This window comes from Haematospirillum jordaniae (genome assembly GCF_001611975.1).
Taxonomy (GTDB): Bacteria; Pseudomonadota; Alphaproteobacteria; order Rhodospirillales; family Rhodospirillaceae; genus Haematospirillum; species Haematospirillum jordaniae.
Map to the genome: position 1 here is coordinate 627546 of NZ_CP014525.1, position 17046 is coordinate 644591.

At 55.8% G+C, this 17046-nt stretch carries 14 protein-coding genes; 10 read left to right on the forward strand and 4 right to left on the reverse strand.

Going from position 1 to position 17046, the window contains the following annotated elements; genetic code table 11:
- Nucleotides 1-130: 130 nt before the first annotated feature.
- Nucleotides 131-2689: an ABC transporter permease gene (locus AY555_RS03135; protein ID WP_066133338.1), complete on the reverse strand. Its 2559-nt coding sequence runs from the start codon at nucleotides 2687-2689 to the stop codon at nucleotides 131-133.
- A complete protein-coding gene (locus tag AY555_RS03140) occupies nucleotides 2682-3383 on the reverse strand; it encodes an ABC transporter ATP-binding protein (RefSeq protein WP_066133341.1) in 702 nt (233 codons plus the stop codon). The genes AY555_RS03135 and AY555_RS03140 overlap by 8 nt, the downstream gene beginning before the upstream one ends.
- Between AY555_RS03140 and AY555_RS03145 the strand changes: the two genes are divergently transcribed.
- The 5 genes from AY555_RS03145 (at nucleotide 3382) to truA (ending at nucleotide 7975) form a co-directional block, all read left to right on the forward strand.
- A complete protein-coding gene (locus AY555_RS03145; protein ID WP_082811831.1) occupies nucleotides 3382-4107 on the forward strand; it encodes an arylesterase in 726 nt (241 codons plus the stop codon). The genes AY555_RS03140 and AY555_RS03145 overlap by 2 nt on opposite strands.
- A gap of 296 nt (nucleotides 4108-4403) precedes the next feature.
- Nucleotides 4404-5384, forward strand: a complete 981-nt coding sequence (locus AY555_RS03150; RefSeq protein WP_066133343.1) for a hypothetical protein — start codon at nucleotides 4404-4406, stop codon at nucleotides 5382-5384.
- 276 nt (nucleotides 5385-5660) lie between these two features.
- Nucleotides 5661-6215, forward strand: a complete 555-nt coding sequence (gene def, locus AY555_RS03160) for a peptide deformylase (protein WP_066133349.1) — start codon at nucleotides 5661-5663, stop codon at nucleotides 6213-6215.
- Nucleotides 6215-7141 carry a methionyl-tRNA formyltransferase gene (gene fmt / locus AY555_RS03165; protein WP_066133352.1) on the forward strand — a complete coding sequence of 309 codons (927 nt, stop codon included), beginning with the start codon at nucleotides 6215-6217 and terminating at the stop codon, nucleotides 7139-7141. The genes def and fmt overlap by 1 nt, the downstream gene beginning before the upstream one ends.
- 33 nt (nucleotides 7142-7174) lie before the next feature.
- Nucleotides 7175-7975 carry a tRNA pseudouridine(38-40) synthase TruA gene (truA, locus tag AY555_RS03170; RefSeq protein WP_066133355.1) on the forward strand — a complete coding sequence of 267 codons (801 nt, stop codon included), beginning with the start codon at nucleotides 7175-7177 and terminating at the stop codon, nucleotides 7973-7975.
- Here truA and AY555_RS03175 read toward each other — a convergent pair.
- Complete coding sequence (locus tag AY555_RS03175; protein ID WP_066133358.1) at nucleotides 7970-9640, reverse strand: SulP family inorganic anion transporter; 1671 nt, start codon at nucleotides 9638-9640, stop codon at nucleotides 7970-7972. The two genes, truA and AY555_RS03175, sit on opposite strands and share 6 nt — an antisense overlap.
- 230 nt (nucleotides 9641-9870) lie before the next feature.
- On the opposite strand from AY555_RS03175, the gene AY555_RS03180 reads away from it, so the two are divergent.
- The 5 genes from AY555_RS03180 to AY555_RS03200 all read left to right on the forward strand — a co-directional run bounded on the left by AY555_RS03180 (nucleotide 9871) and on the right by AY555_RS03200 (nucleotide 14919).
- Nucleotides 9871-10545 carry a glutathione S-transferase family protein gene (locus AY555_RS03180; protein WP_245176945.1) on the forward strand — a complete coding sequence of 225 codons (675 nt, stop codon included), beginning with the start codon at nucleotides 9871-9873 and terminating at the stop codon, nucleotides 10543-10545.
- 217 nt (nucleotides 10546-10762) lie between these two features.
- Nucleotides 10763-11620 (forward strand): M10 family metallopeptidase C-terminal domain-containing protein, encoded by an 858-nt coding sequence (locus tag AY555_RS03185; protein ID WP_066133363.1) that lies wholly within the window; start codon nucleotides 10763-10765, stop codon nucleotides 11618-11620.
- Nucleotides 11621-11952: 332 nt separating this feature from the next.
- The gene (locus tag AY555_RS03190) at nucleotides 11953-12537 is read left to right on the forward strand and encodes a glycoside hydrolase family 108 protein (protein ID WP_066133366.1); all 585 of its coding nucleotides are present in this window, start codon (nucleotides 11953-11955) and stop codon (nucleotides 12535-12537) included.
- Nucleotides 12537-12986: a 3TM-type holin gene (locus AY555_RS03195; protein WP_066133369.1), complete on the forward strand. Its 450-nt coding sequence runs from the start codon at nucleotides 12537-12539 to the stop codon at nucleotides 12984-12986. The genes AY555_RS03190 and AY555_RS03195 overlap by 1 nt, the downstream gene beginning before the upstream one ends.
- Before the next feature lie 385 nt (nucleotides 12987-13371).
- Entirely contained in the window at nucleotides 13372-14919 is a 1548-nt protein-coding gene (locus tag AY555_RS03200) for a methyltransferase regulatory domain-containing protein (RefSeq protein ID WP_066133371.1), read from the forward strand.
- Nucleotides 14920-14976: 57 nt separating this feature from the next.
- Here the strand turns inward: AY555_RS03200 and acs are convergent, their stop codons facing one another.
- The gene (acs, locus tag AY555_RS03205; RefSeq protein WP_066133374.1) at nucleotides 14977-16911 is read right to left on the reverse strand and encodes an acetate--CoA ligase; all 1935 of its coding nucleotides are present in this window, start codon (nucleotides 16909-16911) and stop codon (nucleotides 14977-14979) included.
- Nucleotides 16912-17046 lie beyond the last annotated feature (135 nt).

The following is a 17046-nucleotide window of genomic DNA, read 5'->3' on the forward strand; positions in this document are numbered from 1 at the left end:
GACAAAAAACAAGCACTGTCCCTATGAATATGGCACGGAATTGGGGCAACGCAACAAGAACCGGACACGCTAGGTACGGTTTTCAGGAGCCACGGGGCAAGCCCTGCTACCAACGGATCAGGGCCTTTCCCTACTCATGCCGAAGAACAACTGCGGGTTTTCCGCTTAGTGCCAGCAGCCCGCTGGCAAGGCCACCAGCCAGGACCAGAATCAACCCTCCACAAACAATGGCAAAGGTCACACCAGGCATAAAAACCCACTGGGCCCGCATCACATCCTGCAGAACAACGCGGGCTGCAACAGTCCCCACACCGGCCGCAACGATACCGGTTGCCACACCAGTCACGCCATATTCCAGCATCCATACCTTCAGGAGGGTTGCCCGGGTTGCCCCCAAAACCTTTAGGATAACAGCGTCACGTACACGATCCTTGTGACCAGCTGAAATCGCAGCGGACAAAACAAGAAGACCGGCAATAACAGCCAAAGACGCCGCCAGACGGATGGCATATGAGGCGCGATCCAGTATCGATGCGACACTGTCCAAGGCTTCCTTGACACGGATAGCCGAAACGGATGGCAAGGCGCGGACAACAGCACGCTCAAGAGCATCCTCGGACCCCGGGGCGGCATAAACTGTGGCAATCCAAGTCCGGGGCACACCTTCAAGGGCACGGGGGTTGAAAACAAACGCAAAGTTCAGGGACAAGGTAGACCAGTTGATCTCCCTCAGGCTGCCGATCCGGACATCCATAGTCCGTCCCAGAATACTGAATGTTAGGGAATCGCCCACAGCAACTCCCAGACCGCGGGCAACATTTGCAGCGACAGACACCAGCGGTTCCCCGCCATAATCCTGTGGCCACCATGCACCGGCAACCAGAACTGATCCTTCTGGAGGATGGGCCGATGTCGTCAGACCACGGTCACCGCGCACCGCCCAGCGCACCTCCGGGTCAACAGAGGCCTCGTCAACCAGCTGCCCGTTAATAGCAACAATACGACCACGCGCCATATCCGCCATACCGGTAATACGGGCTGCGGAAACAGCTTCCACCTCGGTACGGAATGCGTCCAAGTTGGCCGTCTGAAGATCGATAAAGTAGAAGGCGGGAGCTGTATCCGGAATCCGTTCACGGATCTGCCGGTTGAGATTCAACTCGATCAGCGCCACGGTTGCCAGAACAGATAGCCCAAGCCCCAGAGAGAGGACAACCGGAATCGTTGGTGCCCCCGGACGACAGACATTGGCAAATCCCAGACGCAGAAGCGGTGCGCCACGAAGCACCACCCGGGATGCGAGCCAGATGACAGCGGCGGCGGCAAGGCGGAACAAGCCAAAAGACATCAGCGCACCAAGGACAAAGCCAATGGCCACATCACGGCGCTCAGCAGACAGGATCGTCAGCATGGCCAAGGCAAGCGCACACAGGATAATAACAGGAACCACCAGCCCACGGGGACGGAAGGAAGAGTCCACGTGCACGCCACGAAACAAGGCCGCGGCGGGCACCTCGCGACACCGCGCCAAGGGCCAGAGGCCAAAAACGGCCGCAACCAGCAACCCGGCTGTAGCGGCCTGGAGCAAAGGAACAGGCCAGATCCCCAGAGGCAACGCCACAGGAAACACGTCGGCCAGCAGGGAACCAACCACCACAGGAACGGCAGCGGCAGCAAACATGGCAGCACCAACCGCACACAAGGCAAGGATGGAAACCTGTAACATATAGATACGGAAAACCAAGGCAGCCGATGCCCCAAGTGTTCGCAGGGTTGCGATCGTTGCCATGCGTGCACCGACAAATGTGCGAACAGCATTGGCAACACCAATACCCCCGGTCAGCAAGGCTGTCAGACCGACTAGGGACAGGAATAAGGTCACATTCCCCAGAACACGCCGCACATCGGGAGCCGCAGAGTCCAACCCCCGCACCCGCCAGCCGGAACCGGGAAAGGCTGCTTCCAGCTCCCGCTGAACATCCGCCGCGTCCAACGGCTGTGGTGTTTTCAGACGCAGAGCCGTACGGACCAAGCTGCCCGGCATCTCCAGACGTGTGGCCTCCCATCCCTGAGGCGATACAATCAGGCGCGGACCAAACGCCATAACCGAGGCAGCCCGGTCCGGTTCCACCGTTATCAGGGCACGCAATTGCAAGGTTGTCTCACCAAGCTTGAATGAGTCCCCAACCTTTATGTCCAGCCGATGTGCCAAGGACGCGTCAGACACAGCCCCGAACACACCAGCACGCCTGTCCAGAAGCGAAGCAAGAGGTTCATCCGGAGCCACCCCCATATCGCCATACAGGGGGTAAAAGCTATCCACAGCCTTCAGCTCAACCATGGCAACTTTTTCTGTCCCGGCAGAGCGGGCCATGGCCCTCATTTCCCGTACCTCGGAAACAATACCGTAGCGCGCCAGAAACTGGCGCTGCTCCACACTCGGACGCGTAAGGCTCTGTTGCAGCTCCAGATCTCCCCCCAGAAGAGAACGGGCACCGACAGATAATCCGGCCTCTACAGCTGAACGCACGGAACCAGACGCAGCAATGGCAAAAACACCCAAGAACAAGCAGGCAATCATGACCCGTAAACCCTGCAAACCTCCACGCAGATCCCGGCGCGCAAACCGAAGGGCCAAAGACCAAGGCCTGATATTATCCCTGTCATACGGAGAACTATTATCAGGCATGGGACACCAGCCGCCCATCTTCCAGACGCACTGTGCGGTCACACCGTGCCGCCAAGGCAGGATCATGGGTTACCAGCATCAGGGACGTCCCGTTACGGCGGCGATGGTCAAACAAAAGATCCATGATCATGGCCCCCGTTGCCCCATCTAGGTTACCCGTTGGCTCGTCAGCCAGCACAAGGTCCGGGGAGGTGGCAAAGGCACGGGCCAAGGCAACCCGCTGCTGCTCTCCACCGGACAGCTGGGCCGGAACATGATGCAGGCGATGGCCAAGCCCCACGGACTGCAAACCATCACGGGCACGCTCGAATGCCTCTGTTGAACCCGCCAGCTCCAGGGGAATGGCAACATTCTCCAGAGCACTCATTGTCGGAACAAGATGAAAGGACTGAAAAACAACCCCGACATGATCGCGTCGGAACACAGCCAAGGCATCTTCATCCAGCGGACCTATATCCTGCCCACAAATACGCGCAGAACCCGATGTGATCCGCTCGAGTCCGGCTGCAACCATCATCATGGTCGATTTCCCTGAACCCGAGGGCCCGACCACCGCTACAGCCTCACCCTTGTCAATGCAAAGCGAAACCCCACGCAGGATATTGACCGGACCAGCAGGACCCTTCAGGCTGACATGGATATCGTCAAGCATGACGGATACTTCCCTTGACTGAAGGCCCGGACCGGACACCATGGCTCTTTTTCTCCGCCTGCCTGCCATAGCCCGCGTTGCCGGGGCTGCCCTTTTCGCATATGCGGCAATACTGTCTCCTGTCAACGGAACAGGGCATGCCGTCCACGCGGCAGACACAGGACCAAGTTCATCACGTCCCAGACTGATGGCACTGGGAGACAGCCTGATGGCAGGTTACAACCTGCCGTCCGGGCAATCGGTCCCCGACCAGCTGGCACGTATTCTGGAAGAAAAGGGGATGCCGGTAACCATGATCAATGCCGGTGTGTCGGGAGATACCTCTGCCGGAGGGCTGGCTCGCCTTGACTGGATGCTGAAGGAAAGCCCCGATATTGTCATGCTGGGTCTTGGTGCCAATGATGCCTTGCGGGGGATCGACCCAAAGGACACACGCATCAACTTGAATACGATTCTCCACCGACTGCGCAGGGATAACATCGCAGTCCTCCTGCTTGGCATGCTGGCCCCCCCCAACATGGGGAAAGAGTACACAACAGAGTTCAATGCCATTTTTCCGGAATTGGCGGTCATGCACAATGTTCCCTTGGTTCCTTTCTTTCTGGACGGGGTAGCAGGGAACCCCACCCTTCTTCAAGCAGACGGCATGCACCCAACAGAAAGGGGAACAGAGGCAATCGCACGTCATATACTTCCATGGGTTGAATCTCTCACCGCTACCAGAAAGGGGGCACCACGGGAAGCCTTGGATGAAAGTCACCACTGAAGGGGTAGTTTTTGTCTGGCCCGACAATAAGAAACAAGCAAGGACAGATTATTATCCCCACGCCATACCCCATGAATAACAGTACATCGAACAGTTATTCATATGATCAGGTTACAATTAAAAAATACATGGGGACTGTTTATTTTGGAAAACTCAACACTATCTGGAAAAGTCGGATTTTATTCTGTATAGTGTGCCTGTGGGAATTCCAAGAAACGGACTTCCCTGTCCCGGAGCATCTCCCATAAGGGAAATAGAGGCCGGGGCGGAGTTCAGGACAATGGAGGCAGAAGGCCATGACTAGTCCTGTCGAACGTCTGCGCACAGCGGGCGCGCCATTCCCGCAGCCTCCCGTCCGCAGGGAAGATGTTGAGGCTCAGCGGGTTCAGACGACAGAAAACATACAGACGGCCAGTGCTGATCGTTTCAGTGGAAACGGGGCTGACAGCAATGCCGGATCAAACCGCCAAACGCCGGAAGAAGTGGCGCTGCGGGTCCAGAGTCTTCTGGCCCGGGCCGACGATATCCAGCGCGCACGGGTCCAAGTCAGTCTGGCACGCGATGACATTGGGGATGTGGCCCGAGATACGCCCAAGACTCTGGCCGAGAACAGCCCCCGTAAAGCAGAGGCTGCGCTTGCCCGCATAGCCGAGGCCGGCAATGCCATACGCAAGGCCGCCGACTTGCTCGCCTCGGCCGCAGCCGGCTCGGGTGTGTCTGTTGACCTTGAAACCACCGTGCCGGCTGAGAATCCGCGCCCGGTGCCGGTATCAGCTACTGCTGCGGCTACTCCCGTAGTCTCTGAAGCTGACAAGGCGGCTGCACGGGCAGCAAACGCTCTGAACGAAGCCTTGGGTGGAAAAAGCCGAAGACTGGAAATTGTTCCGGAGCCAGCGCCTGCCGACATCACAACCGGTGCCACAGAGGATTATTTCCCCTATGGCCTGCCCATACAGGATAATGGGAGCCCGGCTCCACAATCACCTCCTCCCAAGACAGAGGCCGAACTAGGCGCTGTTGTGGCCAAGGTCCTGAAGGATGCCAGCGCTGGTATCAAGCAGGGGCAAGCCGTTCTGGAGTCGCTGAGCAACGCTGTACCGCCAGAGCAGGACACACGTCGTGTTTATGAAACACGTGTCCGGCAAGCAGACCAAGCCTTAGGAGTTGCTGCTTTTGCCTTGGCACAAGCGGTAATCCAGATTGGTGGTGGACAGGTGCAGCCGCAACGCAACACGTCAAATGCCGGTAGCAAAGCGCGCCTTGACATGAACATATGAAATTGGAAATACATGCGCGTTCCGCAAGAATGGCTTGGTAACTTCAGTGGCTCCAAAAGGCTGGCCGGATGAGTCCCGGTTGGCCTTGGTGTGCTTGGAATATCTGCCCTTCCCGCTACGGCAAAGCCTGCGCGGAAATTTAGAGAATGCCGGTCGGGACATACCGGACAAAACAGAGATGCCTTGCATCCCTGTACCGCTGCAGCTTGATTTCCCCGTCAAGGCGGCTTATTTCCACATACAATGTTGATCCTGTATGTTCCGAGGAAACCACCCATGGCGCTGTTGCCCATCGTTGTCGCCCCTGATCCGCGCCTGAAGGCTCGCGCGGTCCCGGTTGAAAAGGTGGACCATGATATTGTCCGCCTGATGGATGACATGCTCGAAACCATGTATGCCGCCCCCGGCGTTGGTCTGGCTGCACCACAGGTCGGGGTCCTCAAGCGTATTATTGTCATTGATGCCGCCGACAGGGGAGAGCCGCCAGCTCCCCTGCGTATGGCCAATCCGGAAATCATCTGGGCATCTGAGGAAACAGCGCCTTATGAAGAGGGCTGCCTGTCCCTTCCAGATCACTACGAACTGGTTGATCGCCCGGCCCGGGTCCGGGTCCGCTACCTGGATCACCAGAATGAAGTGCGGGAGCTTGAAGCCGATGGCCTTCTGGCTGTTGTTGTCCAGCACGAGATTGATCACCTTGAAGGGACCTTGTTTGTCGATCACATATCGTCCCTGAAGCGCAACATGATCCTGCGCAAGCTGACCAAAAGCAAAAAGAACGGAACCCTGGAGGCCGAGTATGTCCCCGCCACGCGGAAGGACAAGGATTGATGCGGGTCGTTTTCATGGGAACGCCGGACTTTGCCGTGCCGGCACTACGGGCACTGGCAAGCCGCCATACCATTGCCAAAGTCTACTGCCAACCACCGCGCCCCGCCGGACGGGGCCAAGCCCTGCGGCCTTCCGCCGTTCAAAGGGCCGCGGAATCATTGGACCTTGACGTACATTACCCAGTATCCCTGCGCGGGGCGGAAGAAGTCGAAACTCTTGCAGCCCTAAAGCCTGATGTTACCGTTGTTGCAGCCTATGGCCTCATCCTGCCACAAGCCATTCTGGATATCCCTACCCTTGGCTGTATCAATATCCATGGCTCGCTGCTGCCGCGCTGGCGTGGCGCTGCACCTGTACACCGGGCCATTATGGCGGGAGATACGGAAACAGGGATCACAATTATGCAGATGGAAGCCGGGCTGGATACCGGCCCCATGCTGCTGAGAAAAACCGTACCGATCACCGATACAACCACCACCGGCCTGTTGCACGATACCCTTGCAGAAACAGGGGCAGCGCTGATTCTGGAAGCGCTGGACGGACTGGAGCGGGGTACATTGAAGGCTGTGCCACAGCCTGAAAACGGCATAAGCTACGCCGAGAAAATCAACAAGGCAGAGGCCCAGATTGTCTGGAACCACCCCTCTTCCAAGGTTGCGCGCCACATCAACGGACTGTCCCCTTTCCCGGGGGCATGGTTTGAGCATGCGGGAACCCGGATAAAAGTTCTGGCGGCCGAACCCGTTGAAGGGCAAGGCCAACCCGGGGCCGTTCTGGACAACAGCTTCACTGTTGCCTGTTCCCATGGTGCGGTTCGCCTTTTATCCCTGCAGCGGGCAGGCAAAGATCCCATGGATGCCGGAGCCTTCTACAGGGGCTTCCCCCTCCCTCCCGGGACACTTCTCAACGGCCAGCCTGCATCCTGACTGTTCACACTGCCCTGAAAGCCTTGCCCAACCATGCCCCGTTACAAGCTGACACTGGAATATGATGGCTCTGCCTTCGTTGGTTGGCAGCGGCAGACCAACGGCCTATCGGTACAACAGGCCATAGAGGAGGCTGCACAGCGATACTGTGGCGTCCTGCCCGTTGCCCATGCAGCAGGACGGACCGATTCCGGTGTTCACGCCCTAGGGCAGGTTGCTCATATTGATCTGGAGCGCGGGGACCCTGCTGAAAAAGTGCGCGATGCAATCAATGCCCACCTGCGCCCTCTGCCTGTTGCCGTCAGGCAGGCTGAAAGAGTGGATGATGACTTCCACGCACGCTTTTCGGCACTGGAACGGTCCTATGTTTACCGGATCCTCTGCCGCCGTGCCCACCCGGTCCTAGAACATGGCAAGGTATGGTGGGTCGCCCGCCCCCTGAATGCAGAAGCCATGCACGAGGCGGGGCAGATTCTGGTCGGGAACCATGACTTCACCAGCTTCCGGGCAACCGAATGTCAGTCCCGAAGTCCGGTGAAAACCCTGGATCTTCTGACCGTAACCCACACCCCTGTCCCCGAGGGATCCTTGATCGAGATTTTCGTGCGGGCCCGTTCCTTCCTGCACCATCAGGTCCGCAACATGGTGGGAACACTGTCCTTGGTCGGAACCGGAAAATGGACCGGCAGGGATGTTCGCAAGGCCTTGGAAGCACGGTCGCGCAGCAGTGCTGGGCCAACAGCACCTGCGTGTGGGCTATACTTCCTTGAAGTCCGCTACCCGACCAAGGAAGCAGATTATCATAACAATAATAGCGTTTTCAGCCCGCTATAATTTTGTATCTCCGCGTTCAGACCGGGGAAGGATGGCTTCTACTTTCCTGTCTACACCCAGATCCTTCAGAACACGTAGCGGGTAGGAACGAACGCCGGCCAGACGAACAGCTATGCTCTTGCGCAAACAGTGGTCGATAAAGCCATCCAATGCATGGGCTGCCGTTGCATCAATAACGGGGACAGCCTCCATATCCAGGATCAGGGTATCCGGAACCTGTCCAATATTCTCCAGAATATCCGCCAGTTTTCCGGCAATCCCGAAGAAGAACGGTCCGTTGATGCGATATATCACGGTACGGCGTGATCCACCGCTCTCAGGACTGTAGACACTGCGCACCCGCGCAAAATCATCTGTGTCTTCATCAACCAAATGCAAACCCTGCTCTTCCTCCATGACCTGGGTAATACGGTGCACGAAAAGCAAGGCCGCCAGAACAACCCCAACCTGGATAGCCAAAGTCAGGTCGACCAGAACAGTCAGCACAAATGTCAGCAGCAGGACCAGAATATCGCCCGGAGGTGCTTTCAACAGACGACGGAAGCGGTCAATCTCGCTCATGCCCCAGGCAACCATGACCAGAACAGCCGCCAGTGACGGCATCGGCAAGTACCGGGCCAGCGGAGCTGCAACCATCATAAGGACCAACAGAACCACCGCATGCACCATGCCGGAAACCGGAGACAGACCGCCGGCCCTTACATTCGTTGCTGTGCGGGCTATAGCACCTGTTGCCGGCATTCCGCCGAACAAAGCCGATCCGATGTTGGCAATCCCCTGCCCCAGAAGCTCGCAGTTTGAACGGTGCTTCCGCCCGGTCATGCCATCGGCGACGACAGCAGACAAAAGAGACTCGATACCGGCCAGAAGGGCAATCGTGAAGGCAGAGGGGGCCAGTGTCACCAGTCGCTGCACGCTGATATCGGGCCATGTCGGAACTGGAAGAGTCCGCGGGATATCCCCAAACCGGCTGCCGATTGTTTCAACATTTACTCCACCCAGCGCCGCTGCCAAAGCACCAATGCTGATGCCGATCAGGAAAACAGGCGCCCGCGGAGCCACATGCCGTACCACCAGGATAACAACAAGGGTCATACCGCCAACAATCAGCGCTTCCGGTTTTGTATGACGGATCTGATCCAGAATGGCCGCCCATTTGCCGATAAAGTCAGGGGGTGGATCCTTCAATCCCAAGCCAAGTAGCTCAGGAACCTGGCTGGTCAGGATGATCAAGGCGATGCCTGATGTAAAACCGGTGACCACGGGATAGGGAATATACTTGATATAGGTACCAAAGCGCGCCAAGGCAAACGCGATCAGGATAAATCCCGCCATCAGGGTTGAAAGCACCAGACCGTCATAACCATGATCATGGATCACCTGAAAAACGATGACAACAAAGGCACCCGTTGGCCCACCAATCTGGAAGCGCGAACCCGAGAAGGCCGAAATCAGGAAACCGGCAACAATCGCCGTCGCCAATCCACGATCCGGCGTCGTTCCGGACGCAATGGCCAAAGCCATGGATAATGGCAGGGCAACAATGGCAACGGTCACTCCAGCCATGATATCGGCCCGCAGCATGGAAAAGGTGTATCCATCGCGCAGGACCGTAACCAGTTTTGGCATCAACAAACCGCTTCTGTCGTGATGTGACGTGCCCATTTTTTCATCCTGATACCATAAGCCTGAACGGATCATGACCCGCCAAGCATAGGATGGAAGGGAACAGACGTATGCCCGGATACATTGCTCATCGCTGTCTGGACAGAAAGACAGCGATGCGCTTTGCGTAAATCAGTACCTGTAGCCACGTGTCCAAAGGTATATGATAAGGACAAAGGGTCAGCAGGCCCACTCTGAAACGGTTGGTAAATATGGTTCCGGGAACACGGTTGGGTACAAGAACCCTTTTTCATCACTGGATCTCTCCATCAGCACGCAAGGTACGCCTTGCCCTGCACGAGAAACGTATTGATGTGCAGGAGCATGTTCAGGCTGACTGGGAACGTGATGAAGCGTTCCTTGCCCTTAACCCGGCCGGAGAGGTTCCGGTCCTGCTGGAACCGAACGGCGTTATCATATCCGACGGGCAAACTATCTGTGAGTATCTTGAAGAGATCTGTCCCGATACGCCTCTTTTGCCTGGCAACATCTTCCACCGGGCCGAGGCCAGGCGGCTAACGGCGTGGTTTGATCATAAATTCCAGCGGGAAGTCACCATCCCCCTGGTATCAGAGAAACTGATGCGTCGCGTGCTGGGAAGGGGATCTCCGGACTCCCGCAATATTCGGGCCGGTCGCACCAATATTCACATGCATCTAGCCTATATTACCTGGCTGACTGAACGGCGCAAATGGCTGGCAGGGGACAACATGACCCTGGCCGACCTAACTGCAGCGGCACACCTGTCCCTTGTTGACTATACCGGCGACGTTCCATGGGATGAACACCCCTTTGCCCGCAACTGGTATGCGCGGATCAAAAGCCGCCCCTGTTTCCGTACGCTTCTGGCTGATGTTGTACCCGGGGTTCCCCCTGCCCGTCACTATGCCGACCTAGATTTCTAGGAATCCACCTTGCTTATGAAAGGCCGTATAATCCCGAATGGGCGGGATGCTTCCCTGACCGGGAACGATCCCGGTTTGTTTCACGGGCACATTAATTTCGTATACACACAATATGTCCAGCGGTGAACATTCTGCGCATTATCATTGAAACACATACAATAAGGCCTAGTCTGTCCAACGCTGCGAGGCTCCCGTTCTTTTTGTGGAGATTCTCATTATGTTGGATGACAATATGCTCTCTGCCATAGGAAAGTTCGGTGTTGCCGACTATTCCCATGAAACGTCTTCCATGACAATCATGCCACTGGATACAGGCAAGCTTGCGGTCAGTATTGATGGTGCCTTCAAGCAAGGTATCTTCGCTGCAACCGGCGTCATCGTAGGTGGCTCAGGCAATGACCTGATATCGTCACCCCGTTCCGGTGTCAGTCTATTCGGGGGAGAAGGAGACGATGTACTAGAGGCAACAGGCAACAAAAGCTTTCTTGCTGGTGGCCCCGGAAGCGATATCCTGATTGCAGATGCACAAGGGACGGTTCTAATCGGGGATGCGCCCGCTTTAGACTATAGCCCATCCGGTAAGATCAATTTTTATCCCGATGTTTTTGTGGTTGCCGGGACGTATACATCGCCGCCCTGGGACCCCGTACTGATTGCCGACTTCGACTCATGGGGCGGAGACAGGATAGATTTGTCAGCCATTGACGGGAACCAAGGAGAAGCCGGGCATCAGGAGCTTGTCTTCAGCCAAACGGGGCCTCAGGCTCATTCTGTCTGGTACGAGGCTTTTGGCTATGGTGCTGCTTCCAACAATGGGTTCCTGAAAGGGGATACCAATGGCAACCAAGAAGAGGACTTTGTTATCGAGGTCAGACACACTGGTACCGATCTTTTTGGTGATGCCATTTCCAGCGCATATACACTTGGGCTTGGCCCCATGACAAACAACAGCGCCAATGACCAGATGCCAATGTCTGAGGGTGGCATTCCCTATCTTCCACCTCATGAAGAAGTATCCATAAAGCTCCCGGCCCTAGCGGGAACATTGACGGTATACTCTTCAGACATGCTGTAACGAGCATCACTGCTGAGGGTCATTTCTTCCGCACGCATCACCGGGGCCATCACGCTGATGGCCCCGGTGATGCCATAAGGACAGTGCACATCACGACAATACTGTCCCAAGCAGCAAAACGCCGACACCCTTCTGGACCCGATTGCACACAGACCTCACCTGAAAAGTGAAAAACAGAAAGGTAAGTATCTTAGTCATACGCCCCATCCTGAACATTGTCATGTGGGGGCAATATCTATACCGTATAAATACTCTATTCATTCAGAATAATAATTGAGTCCCCATGTAATATTTCTTCTATTGGGGTACAAAACGGGCCGAAGGTGGAATTTATGACAGCATCCTTGCAATCAATTCTTGATGCCATTCTGCGGGAAGAGGGTGGTTTCACCGACAATCCAGCAGACCGTGCCCACTATGGGAAAGCTGATCCAGCACAAGGACGCCGGTGGGACTGCTATTGCACCAACTACGGTATTACGCAGGCAACTCTCTCCGACTACTACAAACGCCAAGCAACAATTGATGACGTACGGAATCTTTCGGAAAGCCAAGCCCGCACAATTTACCAAAAACGTTATATCGAAGACCCTGGTTTTGACAAAGTACCGGAGCTGATACGGCCAGTCTTGGTGGATGCTGGTGTCAACTCTGGCCCACGCTGCTCGATTACCTGGCTACAAGATGTCCTGAATCAGCAAGGATATGGCCCCCTGACCTCCGACGGCATCTTGGGTCCGGCTACACGCTCTGCCGCAGAAAAAGCTGTCTCTACAATGGGGGCGGGTCTAACCAAAGCCCTGATCGAACGGCGCCGGATATTTCTTGAACATCTGATTGCCACAAATCCAAGCCAAAAACGATTTGAACGTGGCTGGATGGCCCGCCTTGATCGCTTGGAGACGGAGACAGCCTGATGGAAAAAACCAAATCTGCTGTAACTATATCAGGGCTTGTCAGCCATCTGGCACAGATAACAAAACAAACGCCATCCTCGCGGCAGAATCACACAATACATACCCACCACCCGATATCGACCTGGGACCGCGGCATTGACAGCCTGAACCGCCTGCCACGCCCGCTGATGGCCTTGGGGGTAATTGCCCTGATGGCGTGGCCAGCCATTAATCCCCGTACCTTTGCTGAAGCCATGCAAAGCTATGCCATGATGCCAGATTGGCTGGTGCAGCTTGTGATGGCGGTTGTATTGGCCTATTTCGTCAGCCGGACCGTGGAAAAAATACGGGAAAAATCATCAGCGTCTGGTACATCTTCCGCGCACGTTGCGGCTAGCACAGAAGATACCGAACGGGCCCCTGTCATCGGTCGCAGTGCAACACGCAAGATTCCTGAATCGCAGGCCTGAGAAGGGACATTCCAGAGGCCTAACCCAGATGCAGAAGTGGGCCGCAAGAGACCGGATAAATCCGGCATTCTCACGGCCCACTTGCTGTAGCGTAACTGCGTTTTGGCATCTGGAAATGTGACACAGGCACCTGTTTGGCTCAAGGCATACAGCGCAAATAGTCACGAACGAGAAACACGTCCAGCATAGGATGAAACACCATCAGCATACCGGCCCTTCTCTTGCAGAATGGACGTTCAAGACTAGGATGCAGCCGATACTGTCCGGAAAGGTTGCACTTTAGGGTGATTTACATTGTAAATTCATCGCGTTAAGAGCTTAACACTGCCCCTTGGCCTGCTGTATCCTCACGGCGATTCACGTGTAACTCGGAACTAAGGTAACTATGGGCTTTCTCTCGGAAAACAGCGAACAGACATCTTATGATGTCGTGCCGTATGACAGCTATCCATTCGCGCAAACGCACCCTGCGCATCTGATGACCCTTGGGCGCCTGTTCGGGATGCAGGCCCCTGATGTTGCAACAGCCCGTATTCTGGAGCTGGGCTGCGCAAGCGGATGGAACATCATTCCCATTGCGGCCGACTATCCACACGCCACTGTCGTCGGCGTAGATCTGTCTTCTGTACAGATCGAAGAAGGACGTCGCCACATCCAATCCTTAGGCCTAGACAATATCCACCTGGACTGTGCATCGATTACAGACATCGATGAGACATGGGGCACCTTTGACTACATCATCTGCCACGGCGTGCTGTCGTGGGTTCCTGAAGCGGTGCGGGACCATATCTTCAAGGTCATGAAGCGCAACCTGACCGCCAATGGAATCGCCTACGTCAGCTACAACACCCTCCCCGGCTGGAACCAGGTGCGCAGCGTTCGTGACATGATGCGCTATCATGCCGACAACTTCAGCGACCCGACCGAAAAAGCGTCACAGGCTTTCTCCATCCTCAAGTTTGCGGCAGACAACACCAACCCTGGCCGCAAGGGATACTTGGAGATCCTGAAAGAAGAGATGGCCTTTCTGGAGGGACACTCAAAGAGCTATATCCTGCACGAGCACCTAGAAGCCGAGAACCACCAGTACTACTTCCACCAGTTTGCAGGGCATGCCAAAGACAACGGCCTTGCCTACCTGGGCGATGCCATGCTGCCCAGCATGTACGTTGGCAACCTAGCTCCTGACGCGTCCAAAGTGCTGGGCGAGATTGAGGACATTGTCCGGCTTGAACAATACATGGACTTTGTGACCAACCGCCGTTTCCGCTCCACCCTCCTGTGTCACGACACCATTGCCCTGGATCGCACCATCAATCCTGAAAAGCTTTCAGGGTACTCCTTTGTCAGTCACCTTTCCCCACAGGAAATAGAAGGTGAAGAGTCTGGTTCGTCCATGACATTCGTCGGGCCACAGACGGCAACCGCCCACAGCGCGCTTGATATTACCATATTCCAAGTGCTGTACGCAGAACGGGGAAAACCTATTTCCCTGCCAGACCTGACACAGAAAGTTGCCGATCAGCTGGGGGCCACGGACCATGCCGCCATCCGCCAGGCTTTCCTGAACAATCTGTGCGCCCTAGTCCTTGGCGGATCTGTTTCCCTGCACGCTGAAACAGGCAAGCAGATCACCACGATCAGTGACAACCCCATGACGTCGAACGTATCCCGCTATCGGGCCACGTTCAGCAACCGTGTAATCAATGGCTACCATGGTCTGATCACCCTGTCAGAGGTTGACCGCATTCTGATACAATATCTTGACGGAACGCAGAATATCGAAAGCATATGCAAACACATGCTCGAACGTGTGGAAAAGCAGGAAATCAACGTCACACCAGGCGATGGCATGACTGTGGCACAGACGGTGGAGGCTTACGTCCTGCGCCAGCTCTCTGTATTCCGCGATCTTGCGCTTCTTTTTGGCTAAAAAGCAAGAGGGGCCGGGTTGTATCAACCGGCCCCTTTTTTTCCTGTACTGCGGCTGTCATCCGTCCCGGTTTTCGATCAGATCATCAACAACCGATGGATCCGCCAAGGTGGATGTATCACCAAGAGAACTGAAATCATGCTCGGCAATCTTGCGCAGAATGCGCCGCATAATTTTGCCGGACCGGGTTTTAGGCAGGCCCGGCGCCCACTGGATCACATCCGGGCTGGCAATCGGGCCAATCTCGTCACGAACCCAAGCAATCAGCTCCTTACGAAGGGCCTCGCTTGGCTCCTCTCCCGCCACCAAGGTGACATAGGCATAAATCCCCTGTCCCTTGATATCGTGTGGATAGCCAACCACAGCGGCCTCAGCGACCTTGGCATGGGCCACCAAGGCTGATTCTACCTCGGCCGTACCCATCCGGTGACCGGATACGTTGATCACGTCATCAACACGACCAGTAATCCAGTAATAGCCATCAGCATCACGACGGCATCCGTCACCAGTAAAGTAATAGCCCTTGTAGGTCGTGAAGTAAGTCTGGATAAACCGCTCATGGTCCCCGTAAACAGTGCGCATCTGCCCGGGCCAGGATTCCGCAATACACAGGTTGCCTTCTGTTGCGCCCGCAAGCTCCTTGCCTTCAGCATCAACCAGAACCGGACGAATACCAAAGAAAGGACGCGTGGCCGAACCGGGCTTCAAGGCCGTTGCTCCCGGAAGCGGCGTAATCAGAATGCCTCCGGTTTCTGTCTGCCACCAGGTATCCACGATCGGGCATCGCCCTTCCCCGACAACCTTGTAGTACCACATCCAAGCCTCGGGGTTGATTGGCTCACCGACCGAACCCAGCAAACGCAAGCTTTTACGACTGGTACGCTTGACTGGCTCCTCACCATCACGCATCAGTGCGCGGATAGCTGTCGGGGCCGTATAGAAAATATTGACCTTGTGCTTGTCCACAACATCCCAAAAACGGGATACTGTGGGGTAGTTTGGCACGCCCTCAAACATCAGGGTGGTCGCCCCATTGGCCAAGGGACCATAGACGATATAGGAGTGACCCGTTACCCAGCCAACATCAGCGGTGCACCAGTAAATATCATTGTCACGGCAGTCAAAGACGTATTCATGGGTCATGGAGGCATAAACCAGATACCCGCCGGATGTGTGCAGAACACCCTTCGGCTTTCCGGTTGAACCCGATGTGTACAGAATAAACAGCGGGTGCTCCGCTTCCACCTCTTCCGGAGGGCAGGTTGTCGAAGCCGACGCAACAAGATCATGGTACCAGACGTCCCGGCCAGTCTTGATACTCACATCTCCACCCGTACGGCGCACAACGACAACATTGCGGATAGAGGGACAGTGCTCCAGCGCCCGGTCGGCATTGCTTTTCAGGGGAACTTTCCGCCCACCCCGAAGCCCTTCATCGGCCGTGATGAGAAGAACGCACTCACTATCCTGAATTCGGTTGGCAAGACTATCGGGGGAGAACCCGCCGAAGACGATGGAATGAACGGCGCCTATACGGGCGCAGGCCAACATGGCGACGGCTGCTTCCGGAATCATGGGAAGGTAGATACAAACCCGGTCGCCCTTCTTGACTCCCAAGGTTTTCATGGCATTTGCAAAGCGGCACACCCGTTCGTACAAATCGCGGTAAGTAATATGTTCGCTCTCGGATGGATTATCGCCTTCCCAGATAATAGCCGTCTTGCTGCCTTTGGTTTCCAGGTGGCGATCAAGGCAATTCGCCGAAACGTTGAGCGTACCGTCATCAAACCAACGGATATGCAGGTTGGAAGGATCCCACGAGACATCCCGCACCCGGCTGTAAGGTCGCATCCAGGTGATGCGCTTGCCATGCTCGGCCCAGAATCCGTCAGGATCCTTCACAGAACGGTCGTACATGGCAAGATAACGGGTGTTGTCAATCAGGGCATTTCTGGCAAAGGACTCCGGGACCGGAAATACGTCATGTTCCATCGTGGACGTCTCCTGGGGGCTGCCTTGCGGAGCAGTGAACCTTCGAGGATACACGCAACCCGGACTGTGCACATCCGAATCGGGCTAATATCCATAGCTTGGACTGTTGTAGGGTATAGTCTAAGCAAAGGTCTC

Coding starts and splice junctions, on each gene's coding strand:
- fmt (WP_066133352.1), top strand. CDS start 6,215: ATGCGGGTCGTTTTCATGGGAACGCCGGACTTTGCCGTGCCGGCACTA.
- acs (WP_066133374.1), bottom strand. CDS start 16,911: ATGGAACATGACGTATTTCCGGTCCCGGAGTCCTTTGCCAGAAATGCC.
- AY555_RS03145 (WP_082811831.1), top strand. CDS start 3,382: ATGGCTCTTTTTCTCCGCCTGCCTGCCATAGCCCGCGTTGCCGGGGCT.
- AY555_RS03185 (WP_066133363.1), top strand. CDS start 10,763: ATGTTGGATGACAATATGCTCTCTGCCATAGGAAAGTTCGGTGTTGCC.
- AY555_RS03200 (WP_066133371.1), top strand. CDS start 13,372: ATGGGCTTTCTCTCGGAAAACAGCGAACAGACATCTTATGATGTCGTG.
- AY555_RS03140 (WP_066133341.1), bottom strand. CDS start 3,383: ATGGTGTCCGGTCCGGGCCTTCAGTCAAGGGAAGTATCCGTCATGCTT.
- AY555_RS03175 (WP_066133358.1), bottom strand. CDS start 9,640: ATGGGCACGTCACATCACGACAGAAGCGGTTTGTTGATGCCAAAACTG.
- AY555_RS03195 (WP_066133369.1), top strand. CDS start 12,537: ATGGAAAAAACCAAATCTGCTGTAACTATATCAGGGCTTGTCAGCCAT.
- AY555_RS03190 (WP_066133366.1), top strand. CDS start 11,953: ATGACAGCATCCTTGCAATCAATTCTTGATGCCATTCTGCGGGAAGAG.
- def (WP_066133349.1), top strand. CDS start 5,661: ATGGCGCTGTTGCCCATCGTTGTCGCCCCTGATCCGCGCCTGAAGGCT.
- AY555_RS03135 (WP_066133338.1), bottom strand. CDS start 2,689: ATGCCTGATAATAGTTCTCCGTATGACAGGGATAATATCAGGCCTTGG.
- truA (WP_066133355.1), top strand. CDS start 7,175: ATGCCCCGTTACAAGCTGACACTGGAATATGATGGCTCTGCCTTCGTT.
- AY555_RS03150 (WP_066133343.1), top strand. CDS start 4,404: ATGACTAGTCCTGTCGAACGTCTGCGCACAGCGGGCGCGCCATTCCCG.